We start from the raw sequence: 16,566 nt of genomic DNA, 5'->3' as shown, positions 1-16,566 counted from the left end.
GAAACTACATTTTAAAAACACCTCATTTTTTATCTCTTTTCCTTTTTTGGACCTTTTCTTTTCAAGTTTTCTTACTCCAAATTTTTTTGATAAGTTAAGTATAGCTTAGTACTAATTAAGATAAATTTCCATTCAATACAAGGGATAACAATGGATGCCATTTAAGAACAGCTAATTTTTTTCTTTATGCATTCTCAGTTCTGGACTTATTGCCTAAAGACACAAAAAAAGAAGGAATATACCATCCCTTCTTTTTATAAGTTTGCCTTAAATATAGACAAATCCCCTATTAAATGGTCTCTGCTAATCTCCAAATGGCAAACTCTTGATTTTTATGTTTTTCGGCCGCTGTTAAGGAGCCGTTTGCTGTACTAAGTATTTTTTCGTAGATTTCTTTTCCTATCTCCTCAATCGTATTTGTTCCTTCGATGATTTTTCCGGCATTTACATCAATATGTTCTGACATGATTTCATATACTCTCGGGTTTGTTCCAATTTTTATGACAGGAACAATCGGTGATCCTGTTGGAGAACCTTTTCCTGTAGAGAATAAAACAATCTGTGCTCCACCTGCGGCTAGCCCTGCTACAGATTCAACATCATAGCCAGGTGTGTCCATAAAGATAAACCCTTTTTTTGTTGGTGCTGAAGCATAGTTGACAACTTCCATTAAAGTTGAATTTCCGCCTTTTTTAATACACCCTAATGATTTTTCCTCTAATGTTGTTAAGCCGCCAGCCATATTTCCTGGTGTAGGATTAGCAGATCTTATATCCTCACCAGTCTCCTTTATTCTTTCTTCATAATCTTTTACAATCTTAAGAAAGTTCTCTCCAACTTCAGGACTAACCGCACGATTAGCTAAAATATGTTCAGCCCCTATTGCTTCAGTCGTTTCTGCTAATATACTAGTCCCTCCATCATGTACAATCGCATCTGAACAAACCCCAATTGCTGGATTTGCGGTAACTCCCGACCAGGCATCTGATCCGCCACACTCGAGACCGATAATTAATTCAGATACATCTGTTATTTCCGTCTTTTCATTTTTACTTCGCTTAACGGCTTCTTCCAACCACAGTTTCCCTTCATTTAGAACCTCTGTTACTGACTGATCCTTATTGAATTGAATCGCTTGAACATGGTGACCTTCTTTTTTTAGAACTTGCACAATTTCGTCTGCCGGATCATCTTGCCCCATCCCTATTAATAAAGCCGCGCTTACATTCGGATGTCCAGCAGTTCCTTTAAGTGTACGAACTGTTTGTGTAAGATCCTCCGGATACTGTGCTCGCCCGCCTTGTTGCACGACAGGAACAACACCTGGGACAAGCTGTGCTAGTTTTTTCGTAAAACCTGCTAGTTCGCCAATCGTATTGATGACAATGACATGGTTTCTTACACCGATGCTTCCATTGGCTCTCCGATATCCTTGGAATGTTTTCATCCTATTACCTTCCTTTGCAAATGTTATGTGGTCTTCTGACTATTAAACTTTTATCTAATTGTTTTTATATCTGCCTATTAATTGTGATGATGTTCCTTAAGAGAGGTTAAACGTTCTTCTTCTTTTAGACCTCTGACATTGAAAACATGGACATGATCACCAGGTTGAATGTCTTCAGTTGACATTCCCATGCATTCGCCGTACTTGATAATTTTTCCGTCTTTCGGGATAAAAGCAGTCGCGATTTTATGACCAAACGGAATCTCCTTCTTTACTTTGATTTCCTCATTTTCTCCCTGAATAGAAAGCCATTCACCTGCTTCTATTTTCTTTAGTGCCACTGCCACATTATCTTTTTTATCTATTTTAATCGCATTATATGATTGCTTCATTACACTTCCCCTTCCACTAATTACGTAGTTGTTGATTTCCCCTGCAGGTGTTCGTCTTCTCCTGCAATCAACAAAGTGCTTCAAAATAAACAATATTTATAACATTTCCCCCTATTAAAATGTCGTTCCTACATGGGGGATCGAGAATTCACCAAGTTCCATTTTTTCTATACTTGTTTGCTTCCCAGAGCAAATAGCCAGAAGTGACTCTACTACTTTCTGCACTTGAATGGAGGCAGATTCCTCTGTAACTGTGTAGTCAGTAAGTTCATCAAAAAAGTTAGATGTATTTTTTGGTGTAATCGTCATGCTTGGTAAAGCAATAGATCCTGTTAAAATACCTCTGCTGCTAACAACCATCACAATATTGCAACCGCTGGAGGCCATCGTAGATAAAGCTTCGACAATATTACTTGGAACCGCTATCAAATGCAGGGCCTTTTCTTCAGGCATTTCATTATAAGTAAGCAAACTCTTGATTTGTTTTGTCCCTGTAAGTCTTGATTCAAGGATAGCTAAAGCTTTTTCTTCACTTGAGAAATCACGAACAGGAACAGGATCTTTCGTTACTTTTTTCCAGCGTTTTCGGTGTAAGCCATTACCAATCTTTTTTAATTTCGTTTTTACCTCTTCTCCAGGTGCTCGTTCTGAAAGTAACTCCCCTGCAGGCTCCAATGTTTGAGAAAGGCCCATCATAACAGTTGCATCATGATCAATTAAAAGGTCTACAACGCCTTCTATTACTGGTGCAACTGTTTGCAATGTTTCTTCATCAATATCGATGGATAAAATCCCGACGTTTAGCGACGAAATAGGAAAGCGCTCTCTTTTCATCTCAGCAATATCATTTGACCATTCTTCAGCGATTTGGACTCCTTTTTTTATCGTGTTATCTCCACCAGATAATTGTTGGATACCAATTCCTTTAATTGGCTTTGTCTCAGGTATGCTTTCCAGTAACCCGCTAATTTGATTTGTTTCACAGCCTAAACCTACAAGCAGTGCTGAATAAAGATTAGGATTTGATGAAACACCAACTAGCATATTTTTTGTTACTTTAAAATCGTCTCCAAGCTGAGCGCAGCCGTTTGTGTGGACGATGGGAATCGCGCCAGGCACCTTTTCTGAAATTTCTTTTGTCACAACACTTGAGCACACAACAGAAGACACAACACCAATATAATTTCTTATGCCAACGGATCCATCACTTCTTCGATATCCTTCAAAAGAATAATTCATATTTTACCCTGCCTTTCATTATTAATTGAATCTATTATTTTTTGAAAATTGTTTCGTTACTTGAGATTGATATGTTTTTCAGAAATCATATTTTCTTGTTTATAATACTCAATCTTTCCATCAATCCCCTTCTTCTTTTGATATTTATCTGCTAATATCACAGCAATTGGAACCAGTAAGGCAGTAGAGATGGATGCAATTGAGATTTGAGCTGTCGCTATGCTGGCAATATTTTGATAGACTTGGGCATCTGCTGCCGTCATTAAGCCTGTTCCGCTTGCTACAGTTGCTGCTGAGGCAATAGCAGCTGGCGTAGCCACTGCATTTCCTGCAGTTGAGGCTTCAGCCCAAGGTGCAATAATGCTTTTCTCACGAAATAGTTTAAAGGCAAGTGCCATTAATCCTCCTGAGAAAATAACCGTCATTAACGCAAGAACAATTCCGGCACCGACTACTTTCGGATTAAAGAAATTTGACAGGTTCATTCCTGCCCCTAACGCAAAGGCGAAAAAAGGAATAACTAGTGTTTCACCAGCAGATAAAAAGTTGCGTATTTCTCCATCAAGATTTCCTAGTATCATCCCAATAAGAATTGGCAGAAGGACGGCTATAAATGCAATTAGTGGAAAGTTTGCCCCCATCATTCCAAGTGCCATCAAGGTAAAAAATGGTCCGTCATTTATGGAAAGAACGGCTGTGGCCCCTACATCTGAACGATTTCCATATTGTCCTGTTAAAGCAGCGTACATTCCACCGTTCCCATTCGTCATGGCTGCGATAATCGCCATTGTTGATAAGCCCAGGAATCCATTCACTGGATCTGATAGAAATCCCCAAATAAAGCCAACTGTTATTCCTGCTAAATACTTTGAGGAGGTTAAAATAACTCCTTTTTTTAGCGCTTTTCCTCCGATACGGAGATTCATTTGACTTCCTGCACAAAATAGGAATAAGGCACATAATGTTAACGCTCCATCCTTAAATAAAGCCTGGCTAAAGCCTCCTATTTTCATAAATTCATAATTTCCTTCTTCATTGGGAGCAACTCCGAGCATCTTTAAAAAATCCATAATAAAGGGGATATGAAGCTGATCTATCGTATTTAATAGAGCACCTGCGAGAAGAGGTACAACCATGAGACCACCAGGAACTTTATCGATTGATTTCTTTATCTTCATACTTTCACTCTCCAATTTGAATGTTTTGAAGTGCATTTAATGAAAGAAATATCATTGATGAATCTTCCTTTGTTTTCATCATTTCTCGTTCTGGCGGCTCATTAACTAACCGATTGCTCTATTCATTAGTAAACGCTTTCAAATTTACAAACCATGTATATTGTTAAGGACAAAAATAGCCACCAGCGTTTAACCTTTATAATGAAATTTTTGGTGCCATAACTTTTATTTATAAGAATAAAGAGGCTTAGTAGAATATCTGAGTAAATTTGCTTCGCCTCTTTAAACAATTATTATATCTTAGTAGAATCATATTGAAATTAATTTGAGAGTAGACTTTCCTTGCTGGAATTTTTTTCTGAAGCAGCCGTTTTTTTAACAAAGTTTGTAAGAGTTCCAATGTGTTCAATCGTGATCGAAAGTTCATCCCCTTCGTTCAACCATACTTTTGGATCTCTTCCCATTCCAACTCCAGGAGGTGTACCTGTTGCAATGATATCGCCTGGTTTTAATGTCATTGATTGCGATAGATACGAAATGATGGCTGGAATTCTGTGAATTAAATTTTTGGTATTGGACTGTTGCATGATTTCTCCGTTTAGAGTGAGAGAAATATCTAATTGATGCGGGTCTTCTATTTGATCCTTTGTGACAATCACTGGTCCAATTGGAGCAAACGTGTCAGGTGATTTTCCCCGAACCCACTGACCATCCGCAAATTGAATGTCTCTAGCACTAACATCATTCATAATGGTATAACCAAAGACATGACCCTCAGCGTCTTCCTCGGAAATCCTTTTTGCTTCTTTTCCAATGACAACTACCAATTCTGCTTCAAAATCAACTTGATTGGAATTGACAGGGCACTCAATATCTTCTTTGTGGCCAATAATGGCATTCGCGTATTTTGAAAAAATCACTGGAGCTGCTGGGGGTTCCATCCCTGTTTCTTTACAGTGATCAAGATAATTTAAGCCTACACAAATAATTTTTTCAGGTTTTGTAAGAGGTGCCAAAATATCTACCTCTGATAAGGAACATGTGACACCTTGAATCTCTAAACGATTTTCATCAAAATACTCAAGAAGTTTTTCTGCATAAGGAATGAGTGTTTCATGATTTTCAATAAACTGTTCTAAATTAGCAGGAATCGTGGAATCTACTAAATGTTGTTTTTTATAGAGATCGTTTAGTAACGTTAAATTGATCATTTGATCTCCTTGTAAAACACCAATGTACTTTTTAGATTCATATAAAAAAGATGAAAGGTTCATTGAAATCATCTCCTATTTTATAATTTTCTAGATGGAGGGGAACTTTTTTCGTACACCCTCCATTTGCTTTTATAAACTCTTACTTTTCACTCACCTGTTTTTGTTCATATTTTACAATATCTGTTTTATAATCAAGTTCCGCTTCTTCAGCAATGATCGTAGAAACCACTCCATATGCTGCATCCGTGTGATCAACTAAACGATTACTTGCGGCTACTTTTCGCTGACGTTTTTTCAGCAATGATAATCTTTCATTTGCTAATGCTTTTCTTTCTTCTTTAATATGACTGAATTCAAACCGGATCGCCCCATTTTGGAGAGAGTTTTGATCGAGAAAGTTAATTTCTCTTCCTCTTAGATCCAAATATAATACATCTCCTGTTTGAAGATATCCAATCCCGCCCCCATTTATCGCTTCAGGAGTCATGTGACCAATTGCAGCTCCATATGAGACACCTGAATATCTGCCGTCGCTAATTAATGCAGCAATTCGTTGCAGCTTTCGATTCGCATTAATATGTTGCATTGGTGTAAACATTTCGGGCATTCCAAAGGCTTCTGGTCCTTGGCCTGAAACGATGACCGCAATTTTTAAGATGCTTTTTTCTACTAACTTATCAAATAGAGAATCATAGTCATATGCTTTTAATTGATCATATTGGTCAGGGGCATTTACTTTTAAGAGACCTAACAAATTTTCATGACCAAAAGATCTACTTTCCCTTAATTTAGGTAAAAGTTGAGTGTCTAATAAACCTTGATTGGCCTCATCTTCATTTTCATAATAAAGGACAAATGCTGCCTTTTTATCAAATTGATCCAATTGTGGTGTTGCCATCCCGCTAATTTTTACGATAGCACTTTCGAAGAAATTGCCTGTTAGAACATCGACACCACTAAACGGTCGTCTTGGCTTAGATAGAATCACTGGATTTTCTTTTACATTTGACGCTGGGAGATTTTCTGTTTTTGTTAAACGTTCACTCCAGCTTGTTCCCGTTACTGTCGGAGCATCTACATCCATTGGAACGCCATTTTGAATTAATTCATAGAATAACGTTTCCATTCCCCTGCTATCCCCGCTGCAGCATTGCGTAGCTAATGAGAAAATATCTCGACCTTCTGTTAAGCTATAGTTAAACAAGTCTGGAATTGGGTGAGAATGATGAATTTCATCTAAATCCCATAAACTAAATTTATAACCACCGTATAACATGGCCGCGACAATATGCATCATCAAATTAGTAGATCCCCCAGATGCACTATGAATACGAATAGCATTACGGATGTTAGTAGCCATAATATTAGAAGCACTAAAAACAGGATTATTTATCATAGTAGCTAAACTATCAATCGCCTCATTTATTTGTAATTGGTTAGGAGCACTTGTTAAAAGCTCTAGAGTTGGATGAACTAATCCCAGCCCTGCAACAAGATGTCTTGAGCTGTTTCCTGTCCCATTAAATGCACATACTCCTCCGCTGCCATCACATGTTGCAACTGCCAATCTTCTTTCATAGTCTTTATGTTGTGATTCTGTAATGAGACCACGTTCTTGAGCTCGTTTTAATACTCCCTGGAACGCAGTATTCGATGAGCATTGTAATATATAATCCATGGCATCTCTTAAATCATCTGCAATATCGGAAGCCCCTTGATTTTCTGCTTTTGCTGCTACCTGATTTAACTCTGTAAACAGATCCTCAGGAATCGTCCCTCCCTGTAAGACATGGGCAGGAGCAAACGTTGCAAAAACCGGTGCCTCCCCTCTGTCCTGACGAAGCCGGTCTAAATGAACCATTGCACTAACGACCCCTAGAGGCTGTTTATCACACCCCTGAATAATAAAGGCACCATGGTAGCTATGCGCTTCCATTTGATTGACAATCATTTGGGCGACTGCATTCCGGCTTTGTAAGGAATAGCTCATTCCCATATTATTTTGGGCCGTACCATCGCATAAAACAGGTGTAGAAAAATAGAATGGTACACCTCCGTTTTGCCAAATCCTGATTGCAGCATGAGCTGACGTTTTAAAATCCATGATATGTGCCGGATGATCTGAAGAACCGCCGATAATGGCAATCCGTGGAGCATTTTCTTCTAATCGATTATAAATCTCCTCTAATGTCCAGTCAGGAGTGGAACCGATATAATCCATTCCTAAAATTTGTTTTGATCGATCTAATAACCCAGCAACTGTGATCGGTTCATTTGCTTTTCCTTGTACATTATCTTTATAAGAATTGATTGAATTTTTTATTTTTGGGAATTTTATAGCCATTTGAAGAACCTCCTATAAGCTTTAAATTTTTAGTGAGCAACTAGGTGTGATTTCCGCCACTGGCGGTCCGCTTTAAACAAATGCATCATAATCAACATCGAGCCTTGCACAGCCTTTATTTAAATTAGACCAAGACTATTAATCATAATAATCGTTATAATCGCAATGATTGATGCTACTAAGGTTGGGATTGTAATATACTTAAAGCCTTGTTTTGTCGTTAAGTTAAAAAATTTAATTAAGATCCAGAAACCGCTATTATTTAAGTGACTCAACGCAAGCGTTCCTGCACCAATTGCTAAAGTAACAGCTACTGGAGATAAACCCAAAATTGGCATCATTGGTACAACAATAGCTGCTGTAGTAAGGGCAGCCATTGTCATCGACCCTGCTGCAGACATAATGGCAAAAGCGATGAAATATGGAAGTAAAATAGGCAAAACTTTTGTATTCGCAATACTAATTGCTAGTGCTTCTACTGTTTCATTCGTTTTAATAATATTTCCCATCGCACCGCTCATCGCAGTAATTAACAACGGCAGAATGGCAACGAGTAGCGCGCGAGTCACCCATGTTTCAACTAAGATATACATAAAAGGTGTATCTCGATTAACTTCATTACCACTTTCTTTCATTGCAGATTCATAGACATTCTGTTTATACATAAATGCTAAAACCAACACGACAAGTACCCCGGCAGATAAAGCAATGGTTTTATCACCTAAAGTTGCAAAAAATGGTTGTAACCACGAATCTTCTTCAAGAATAATATTGGCAAAAGAAGACGACGCAATAAATAGGACAGGTAGTAATATAGGAAGAAAAGCCAAATAAAAAGGAGGCAGACCTTGACCCGCTTCATTATTCAGCGGTGAATCGGCAATAGGCTCTGCAGATGCAGCAACCTCCGGATTTTGACTATGTGTTTCCTCTCCTCCTAAAAATTTACTGAGCGGTAAAATAAATTCCTTTTCTGTCCATTTCCGCAATAATAACCACGTACCAAAAAATGCAACTAAGGAAACAACCAGCCCCCAAAAGATCACAAATCCTAGATCAGCTTTCAGGGTAATAGCTGTAGCCAAAATACCTGGAGTTGGTGGTACTAATCCGTGGGTAAGAACTAAGCCTAATCCTGTAAACGCTGTCATAGTTGACATCGAAATTCGTTTCAAATGGGCAATCTTGGATGCTATTGGTGCAAGTAGAATCATTGTGACATCTGAAAAAACTGGAATTGAAACAAAAAAACCAGTTAATGCAGGGGCTAGTTCCATATTCTTTCCTCGAAATAATCTGTTAAAGAAATGAGCGACTGAATCAGTTGCCCTAATATCTTGAATCCCCATTGCCAATATAGAACCAAGAATGATCGTTAACCCTATACCGGTTAACGTTGAACCAAATCCTTCATTAATTAGCCCCATCGTTTCTAATAACGTATTACCAAACCCTACTCCCATTCCCGCCGCAACCACGAACATGGCCAATACTGGATGGACTTTTAATTTTAAAATCATAAAAATTAACAGTAATAAACTTACACACAATACCAATACGAAACTAGCTGTACCCATATCATCTACCCCTTTGAAGTAAAGTACATTTCTAAGGATTTTTCACCCATCAAAGTAAACGCTTACTTTAGGGAGGATTAACAACCTCCCCTCTAGTTCACGGAGCAATGTTTAATTTTTGTCGCCTTTGATTCTCGTTATCTAGTATTTTCACGAATTAATTCGGAACAATATTGTTGAGTTTAGGTATACCAAGTCCTTCAGCACCTAATTTAGATGTTTTTGCTTCAGGATAATACCGCTCGATCATTTGTACACCTAGTGAAGCTCTATGTACACGTTCTTGCACGAGTGAAATATTTGTTGCTTCCCACTGCTTCCCAGAAGGATACACATCAGGGTGATTACGCAGGCCAAATTTGATATAAACTGGGGCTAAAACACGAATGATTTCAGGTATTTCATAGTAACGCAGGAATCCTCCAAAGTTATCTGGCACTTCAACATATAAATCAATTGGTATATCTGTTGCTTGACGAATCGCTGCTAGCTTTGGCAATGTTAAGGCTGTTGGCACATTGTAAGTGTCTGCGCCTAAATCTTGCATTAACTTGATCGATACAGGGTTAGCGGAACCCATTTGGACAGAAACCTTCACGACAAAATCTTCCGGAAGCTGACCATTCTTTTTCATTTCTTTTGTTAACATAAGCAATCCTTCATCAGCAACCAATGCACCTCTTAATCCAAGTCTTGCTCCTCTTTTTAAATCTTCCATTGCATAGACAAGTTGATCGACTCCCTCATGTCGCAACCCTTGTGTTTTACCGCCGCTTGTCAAAGGACCTGCACTAATATCCCATGTTCCACGTGGCCCGACAAATAAGCTAAGTTCCATTCCGCGTTCTGCCGTAAGCTCACACATCTCTTTAATTTCATCATCCGTAAGAAGCATAATACCGCTTCCTTGAGATATACGATGAATCGTTAATCCATAGCGATCAATTTCTTTTAAGGTTTCTCTTAAAGCAGCCGGCCCCTCTGTACTAGGCAATTCAATACGATATTGAGCACCATCTGGAAATCTTTTTGTAGATGTAGGCAGTTCTGTTAAGTCTGCAGATGGGTAGCCCAATTTTTCCAATAATTCACGTGATTCCTTCATGATTTTATTCCCTCTTCCTTTGTTAAAATTTTTAAAAGCGACGATACTTTTTCTGAAAGATCTGGCGGGTATACATCATATGGTGCTCGATGTCCTGCCTTTTCGGTTAACCATCTTTGATGGACGGCTTCTTTCATTGTCGTAAAAAAGGTTGGACATATCGTATAAACATCCATTAGCTTTGATAGAATTTGATGGTTCTTTTCTGCTTCTGCCAGATGATTATGTTTATAGTTTTCATACAAAGCAACCGACATTTCCGGAGCAAAAACAGCACTGCCATTAATACTACCTGCAGAACCAATCATTAAGGCAGGCAGCAAGTGTTCGTCAAAGGCTGAAAATACCTTAAAGTCTTCGCGTACTTTGCTAAGTTCTGTAATCATTTCTCGAATATGACCAAAATCACTGATTGTTTCTTTTATTCCACAAATATTGGTGTGATTTGCAGCCAGTTTTTTGACTAACTCCACTGACAGTGACTGTCCAGTTAACGATGGAATGTTATACAGCATTACCGGCAGCTTTGTATTCGTTGCTACACGGGAGAAAAAGTGATAGAGTTGTTCCTCAGAAAGCTTCCAGTAATAGGGATTCACAACCAATACACCATCAGCCCCTTGCTCTTCGGCATGACGGGATAATTCAAGTACCTCTTGTAGTGACGTATGACCGATTCCGACTAGAACTGGAACACGTTTGTTTATCGTCTTGATCATATCACTTACATACAGTTTTCGTTCCTCGATTGTTAAAGAGGAAAATTCACCTGAACTGCCCAATAATAAAATGCCATGGACATGATGATTGAGCAGTTTATTTACATATTTCCGGTTTAACGCTAAATCCAGATTTCCTGCTTCATCAAATAGAGTGACAACTGGCGGGATAATTCCGTAAAATGTCATCAACTTCTCTCCCTTTCAATCAGCCTTTGATAAAAACTGTTTTAATGGAAGTATAAAATTCCTGTGCCGCTTCCCCTTGTTCTCGGGATCCGGTACTGGAGCATTTCATTCCGCCAAATGGTGCTTGCAGTTCGACGCCGGCACTTTCAGCATTAATACGAACAAGACCTGCTTCAATATCATCAATGAATTCTAGTAAAGAACCAATATTTGTTGTAAAAATCGATGCACTTAGGCCGTATTTTGTATTGTTTGCTAGTTCAATCGCTTCTTCCAAGCTATCGGCTTTCATAAGAGCAATAACCGGACCAAAGATTTCTTCTTGAGCAATGGTCATATCTGGTGTAACATGTTCAAAAATCGCAGGTGTCATATAAAAACCTTTTTCAAATTCCGCGCCTGTTAAAACTTCTCCACCAGTAATAAGTTGCGCTCCTTCTTTTTTTCCAATTTCAATATAGTTTTTTACTGTATGAAACTGGCTTTCACTTGCACATGGGCCCATCCAGACGCCATCCTCTAATCCATTTCCAACTTTAATTTTTTTAGTTTCTTGAACGAGTTTTTCTTTAAACGCTTCGTACACTTCATGTTCAACAATTACCCTGCTTGAAGCTGTACATTTTTGACCTGTTGAACGAAAACCGCCACTGATCACTGCTTCAACTGCAGCATTTAAATCGGCATCCTTTGTGATAATGATTGGATTTTTTCCGCCCATTTCCAATTGATATTTAATCCCGCGAGCGGAAGCAGATTTTGCTACAATTTGACCAACTGTTTCAGATCCTGTAAAAGTGATGGCATTTAATAATGGATGATCAATTAAACCTTGACCGATAACTGAACCAGAGCCGGTGATAAAATTCAGCACACCTTCTGGTAAATCGGCTTGAGCAAAGCAGTCAATGACTTTCGCTGCTGTGACAGCTGCTTCAGTTGCCGGCTTAAAGACAACGGTATTTCCATAAACAAGCGCAGGAGCAATTTTCCAAATTGGAATCGCAACAGGGAAGTTCCAAGGAGTGATCACCCCTACAACACCAAGTGGCGTTCGCTTCGTAAACATTAATGCATCCTTATCTGAAGATGGAATCACATCTCCATTTTTTCTCATGCCTTCCCCCGCATAATACCGAAGAATGGCTACACCTCTTGCTGTTTCTCCCTTTGCTTCCGGCAATGTTTTTCCCATTTCTTTTGTCATTGTCTCGGCAATGTCATCGAGGTTTTTTTCTAGAATATCAGCCACTTTATATAAGTATTGACCCCTTTGAGCCTGCCCCAGTTTTCTCCATAGCTTTTTCGCATGATCAGCAGCTTTTACAGCTTCCTCTAAATCTTCCCTAGTAGAGTTTTGGATAAGCCCGACGACTTGGTCTTTATTCATCGGGCTTATACTTTTTACTGTTTCTTGTGAAGAAGAATCTACCCAATTGTTATTAATAAAGTTTTTATACGTGATTTCTTTCGATAATGTTTGCATCGTTCATAACTCCTCCCATAGATTAATAGAATGAATACGCTTTAATTTAATTGAAAATGGAAGCAGCAGACAGCTGCATTATTCCACTATCTGTTTCCTTTCACCTGTATACCCTGCAAGTTGAGATAATCGATGAGCCAGTTGGATAATTTCCTTTGTTGCTGCTTCTTTTTTAACTTCCCAGCTGCTTGTCGTCATTGAAAAACTTACACCAGCAATAATTTTGTTTTCATGATTATAAATAGGTGCTGCTACACAGTGGAAGCCTAAGGCTGCTTCTTGATTTTCAATCGCATATCCATTTTGTTTTGCTTGTTGAACTTTTTCGTTTAGCTCATCAAGGTTAGAGGTCGTATATGGTGTCTTTTTCTCCCATTCTCCCGGCGGGAAAATTCTTTCTAACTCCTGTTTTGTATGCTGAATTAATTGGATCTTCCCAATTGAAGAAGCATAGGCCGGGAATTGCATACCTGGATCTGTGACGAGCCTTACACCGGAATCACCTTCTACTTTTCCTAAATAAACGACGTTTTCTTTTTGAAGGACACCTAATTGAATATGTTCGTTCACCTTCGCAACAGACAATTCCGCTTCTTTATGAAAGGATTGTAAAAGATTAAACTGGCTAAGGTAAGCTGAACTAAACGCCCCTATTGAAGGACCTAAGGAATATTTATCTCCCCCATCCTTTACGATCCACCCTAAATGTTCCAAAGTATTTAACAAAGAGAATAGAGAGCTTTTGTTAACCTCCAATATTTTTGATAAATCAATTAATCGAAGTTGATGCGGCTTTTTGCTAATTTCTTTTAATACCATATCCGCACGTTCTATAGCTGGAACCCAGTATTTTTCTTTCATAACTGCTATCACCTCTGATGTTGGATGGTTGCTTGATTCGGTTTTGTATAATAAACTGAGTTTTATATTTAAAACTTATATCCTTATTGTAACTGAATAGTCAGATATTTCAATATGTATTTTGAATTTTTATTTATTTCAAGTAAGTTAAATTGAATTTGATCGCTTTCAATATAGTTAAAAAAAGAAGAGAATCCCTCTCAATGATTAATCTTTGAGGGATTCTCTTCAAATGAATTAAGGATTTGCAAGGTGTTCTTGGCATATAGCTTGTTAAAAAAGAGTGAATAGGTTTATCTTAGTAAAGAGTGAATGATAATTGTGTAAAATCAATTGGCGGATAATGCCCTTTTTAATTTCCTTTTAAATAACCATTGGTAAGATGGCTGTTACCAAATGAAGTCCACAGTCCTCTAGTTAGCTTACCAGTACATTCTCCAGCTCATTGCCGTACGGATTAAAGCTTCAAAATAATAATAATCTCCCCATATACAGCATTCATCTACACCATTCCCGCCCGGCTTAGAGTAGACAGCATGTAACAGAATACCATTGGAATTAACATTTTTAGTCGTATAGTTTTCTGCAAGTGATTTAATCATTTTTACTGCTGCATTTTCATATTGTTCTCTATATTCATTTGAAACAGGCAAGTGCTTGCTTAATTCTAGTAAACCACATGCCATGATGGAAGCTGCTGAGCTGTCGCGTTCTTCATTTCCTTCTGTAAAATCTAAATCCCAATAACAGATATCATCTTCTGGTAGACGATTTAAGAAATAAATTGCTAATTTTTCAGCAATATCAAGGAATTTTTTATCACCGGTATGGACATAGCTTAAAACAAAACCATAAACTCCCCATGCCTGGCCTCGAGCCCAGCATGATTGATCCGAGTATCCTTGTGCAGTTTTTCCATATAATGGTTCACCGGTCTCTGTATCCATATAATAGGTATGGAACGTTGACGAATCCTCTCTGACAATATATTTAGCTGCTTGTTCGGCATGATTTAGGGCAATATCATAATACTTTCGATCACCTGTTTCTTTTGATACAAAATACAATAACGGCAGGTTCATATTGCAATCAATAATCATTCTTCCGCGCTGTTCCGGATCTGATAAATCCCCCCATGCCTGCAGAATCTTCGCTTTTTCATGATAACGAATGATTAACTTATCCGCTGCTTTAATCGCAGTTTCCCTAGCTGTATGATCATCCAATACTTGATATCCCGCTACACATGATAACGAGTATAAAAATCCAATATCATGAGTTTCTAATTTAATATTTTCTTTCAATCGATGCTTAAAGCTTTCCAACTGGGCGTTTATGACTTCAAGATACTTTTCATCATTTGTATATTCGTATGCGAGATAAAGCATTCCAATCCAAAAGCTGGCTGTCCAATCCGTGTTTCCCTCTGGAATGTACATTAAATTTTTCGATGCTGCAGGTGGTACTTTTTCTTTAAATGTGTTTAAATTTTCATCAATTTTCTTTAAAACAAATCGAATTTCGTGATCTATCCAGTTTTTATCTAAGTTACTTTTCACCTTAAATTTATCGTGTTTAATTCCTACGTTAATCGTATTCATTTTTATCCCCTTTCCAGAATAAATGACATTTTTTCGGCCAGAAAGCATTCTCCTACAAACATTTGTCAATTGGAAACTCTTTACCGGACCAAGCTCGCTTTGATGTCCATTCCATTGGCGGATTACACCAAAATGGATCTGATTTCCTCAATCCTAAAGGAAGAAATACGGCCGCACACAAGTACACGCTGCCTGTAGAAATATACCCTTCACCAATCCCAGGTTGATGTCCACAAAAACCAATGGTTAGCCATCCTGAATCGGTAAATGTACCAGGAGCTTCAAGCATCCGTTTTATCACCTGAGTCAGAGCACTTCTAACTTGTGCAGGTGCTAGTTCACTAGGTAAGTCTTTGCGGAGTGCATGGTGAGCCAATGTTTGAAATACACCGAAACGATAAGCAATGGATCTTCCAACTGGCGGAAATGTCCCTTCTGGTGAAATCATTCGCTCTTGAATAACCGCATATCTTCTCGATCTTTCAATGATCGATTCTTTCTTATCCACCCACTCTTTGTACTGTTCACCAACCGTTTCTACTAAATCCATAAGCATTGGATGGATCACAAAGCTATTGTAATAATCATAATGAAACTCAGGTCCATCACTATAGACTCCATCTCCCAAATACCATTGGTCGAATTGCCTTATAGCATAATCAATCCGCATCGGATCCCAGTCCTTTTCTCCCGCTTTAAATAAAAATGCCTCAATAATGGCAGAAAACAATAGCCAGTTCGAAAAAATAGGCTTTCTTGTCCGTGTAGCTTTCATTGCAGCAATCACATTGTTTTTCACTCTATCGTCGAGTTTCTCCCATAGTTCAGTTGGAGCTCTCAGAAAAGCATGTGCTAAAAATGCGGTATCAACGATGGGCTGAAAATCATCAGAAAAATTCATATAATCCGGAGAATCTGGATCTGTACCTGAATCAATGGCCACCCGGGCTAGCTTACAAAATTGTATTCGCAGTTTTTCTTCTTCCCCATTTTCACATTTCGTTTCAAGCCAAGGAGCGATACCTACCAGCAAACGTGACAAAGCTTCCAGATGAGAGAATTGTTCGCGATTGGCGCCTTCCTTCATCTCGACTGGCATTTCTTTTTTTAATGTTCTCTCTTTCAAATTCAGGAGAACTGGGCTTGCTATTTTTAACATAGAATGAAGCCAAAATTCTCGTTCTTCATTATTAACCACGGCCATTTATCCACCC

Annotated in this window: 13 protein-coding genes; all 13 read right to left on the bottom strand. The window is 38.3% G+C overall.

All coding sequences use genetic code 11. The features are described from left to right. Window positions 1-289 precede the first annotated feature (289 nt). Window positions 290-1,447, bottom strand: coding sequence for a UxaA family hydrolase (locus tag AC4GZ8_RS22145; RefSeq protein ID WP_491084080.1), 1,158 nt, complete (start codon window positions 1,445-1,447; stop codon window positions 290-292). Between the two features lie 77 nt (window positions 1,448-1,524). Continuing rightward, window positions 1,525-1,839, bottom strand: a complete 315-nt coding sequence (locus AC4GZ8_RS22140) for a UxaA family hydrolase (RefSeq protein ID WP_491084079.1) — start codon at window positions 1,837-1,839, stop codon at window positions 1,525-1,527. 114 nt (window positions 1,840-1,953) lie between these two features. Next, entirely contained in the window at window positions 1,954-3,078 is a 1,125-nt protein-coding gene (locus tag AC4GZ8_RS22135; protein ID WP_491084078.1) for a UxaA family hydrolase, read from the bottom strand. A 56-nt stretch (window positions 3,079-3,134) separates the two neighbouring features. Next, a complete protein-coding gene (locus AC4GZ8_RS22130) occupies window positions 3,135-4,256 on the bottom strand; it encodes a 2-keto-3-deoxygluconate permease (protein WP_491084077.1) in 1,122 nt (373 codons plus the stop codon). Window positions 4,257-4,576: 320 nt separating this feature from the next. Next, window positions 4,577-5,530, bottom strand: coding sequence for a fumarylacetoacetate hydrolase family protein (locus tag AC4GZ8_RS22125; RefSeq protein ID WP_491084076.1), 954 nt, complete (start codon window positions 5,528-5,530; stop codon window positions 4,577-4,579). 79 nt (window positions 5,531-5,609) lie between these two features. Beyond that, window positions 5,610-7,814, bottom strand: coding sequence for a dihydroxy-acid dehydratase domain-containing protein (locus AC4GZ8_RS22120; RefSeq protein ID WP_491084075.1), 2,205 nt, complete (start codon window positions 7,812-7,814; stop codon window positions 5,610-5,612). A gap of 119 nt (window positions 7,815-7,933) precedes the next feature. Next, a complete protein-coding gene (locus AC4GZ8_RS22115) occupies window positions 7,934-9,391 on the bottom strand; it encodes a GntP family permease (protein WP_491084074.1) in 1,458 nt (485 codons plus the stop codon). 157 nt (window positions 9,392-9,548) lie between these two features. Then, a complete protein-coding gene (locus AC4GZ8_RS22110) occupies window positions 9,549-10,496 on the bottom strand; it encodes a U32 family peptidase (RefSeq protein ID WP_491084073.1) in 948 nt (315 codons plus the stop codon). Beyond that, window positions 10,493-11,404, bottom strand: coding sequence for a dihydrodipicolinate synthase family protein (locus AC4GZ8_RS22105; protein ID WP_491084072.1), 912 nt, complete (start codon window positions 11,402-11,404; stop codon window positions 10,493-10,495). Before AC4GZ8_RS22105 ends, AC4GZ8_RS22110 begins: the two co-directional genes overlap by 4 nt. Before the next feature lie 19 nt (window positions 11,405-11,423). Beyond that, on the bottom strand, window positions 11,424-12,890 hold the full coding sequence (gene gucD / locus AC4GZ8_RS22100; protein ID WP_491084071.1) for an alpha-ketoglutaric semialdehyde dehydrogenase GucD: 1,467 nt from the start codon (window positions 12,888-12,890) through the stop codon (window positions 11,424-11,426). A gap of 78 nt (window positions 12,891-12,968) precedes the next feature. Beyond that, on the bottom strand, window positions 12,969-13,751 hold the full coding sequence (locus AC4GZ8_RS22095) for an IclR family transcriptional regulator (protein ID WP_491084070.1): 783 nt from the start codon (window positions 13,749-13,751) through the stop codon (window positions 12,969-12,971). A gap of 422 nt (window positions 13,752-14,173) precedes the next feature. Beyond that, window positions 14,174-15,352: a glycoside hydrolase family 88 protein gene (locus tag AC4GZ8_RS22090; RefSeq protein WP_491084069.1), complete on the bottom strand. Its 1,179-nt coding sequence runs from the start codon at window positions 15,350-15,352 to the stop codon at window positions 14,174-14,176. A 52-nt stretch (window positions 15,353-15,404) separates the two neighbouring features. Continuing rightward, window positions 15,405-16,556 (bottom strand): DUF2264 domain-containing protein, encoded by a 1,152-nt coding sequence (locus tag AC4GZ8_RS22085; protein ID WP_491084068.1) that lies wholly within the window; start codon window positions 16,554-16,556, stop codon window positions 15,405-15,407. Between the last annotated feature and the right edge of the window lie 10 nt (window positions 16,557-16,566).

The organism is Metabacillus sp. RB-C-LZQ-3-1, assembly GCF_058315175.1.
The sequence above is the reverse complement of the archived record's forward strand: the minus strand, read 5'-3'. Positions and strand labels throughout refer to the sequence as shown.

Excerpts from the sequence above, each read along its gene's own strand:
- AC4GZ8_RS22145 (WP_491084080.1), bottom strand. The coding sequence starts at position 1,447 with ATGAAAACATTCCAAGGATATCGGAGAGCCAATGGAAGCATCGGTGTA.
- AC4GZ8_RS22140 (WP_491084079.1), bottom strand. The coding sequence starts at position 1,839 with ATGAAGCAATCATATAATGCGATTAAAATAGATAAAAAAGATAATGTG.
- AC4GZ8_RS22135 (WP_491084078.1), bottom strand. The coding sequence starts at position 3,078 with ATGAATTATTCTTTTGAAGGATATCGAAGAAGTGATGGATCCGTTGGC.
- AC4GZ8_RS22130 (WP_491084077.1), bottom strand. The coding sequence starts at position 4,256 with ATGAAGATAAAGAAATCAATCGATAAAGTTCCTGGTGGTCTCATGGTT.
- AC4GZ8_RS22125 (WP_491084076.1), bottom strand. The coding sequence starts at position 5,530 with ATGAACCTTTCATCTTTTTTATATGAATCTAAAAAGTACATTGGTGTT.
- AC4GZ8_RS22120 (WP_491084075.1), bottom strand. The coding sequence starts at position 7,814 with ATGGCTATAAAATTCCCAAAAATAAAAAATTCAATCAATTCTTATAAA.
- AC4GZ8_RS22115 (WP_491084074.1), bottom strand. The coding sequence starts at position 9,391 with ATGGGTACAGCTAGTTTCGTATTGGTATTGTGTGTAAGTTTATTACTG.
- AC4GZ8_RS22110 (WP_491084073.1), bottom strand. The coding sequence starts at position 10,496 with ATGAAGGAATCACGTGAATTATTGGAAAAATTGGGCTACCCATCTGCA.
- AC4GZ8_RS22105 (WP_491084072.1), bottom strand. The coding sequence starts at position 11,404 with ATGACATTTTACGGAATTATCCCGCCAGTTGTCACTCTATTTGATGAA.
- gucD (WP_491084071.1), bottom strand. The coding sequence starts at position 12,890 with ATGCAAACATTATCGAAAGAAATCACGTATAAAAACTTTATTAATAAC.
- AC4GZ8_RS22095 (WP_491084070.1), bottom strand. The coding sequence starts at position 13,751 with ATGAAAGAAAAATACTGGGTTCCAGCTATAGAACGTGCGGATATGGTA.
- AC4GZ8_RS22090 (WP_491084069.1), bottom strand. The coding sequence starts at position 15,352 with ATGAATACGATTAACGTAGGAATTAAACACGATAAATTTAAGGTGAAA.
- AC4GZ8_RS22085 (WP_491084068.1), bottom strand. The coding sequence starts at position 16,556 with ATGGCCGTGGTTAATAATGAAGAACGAGAATTTTGGCTTCATTCTATG.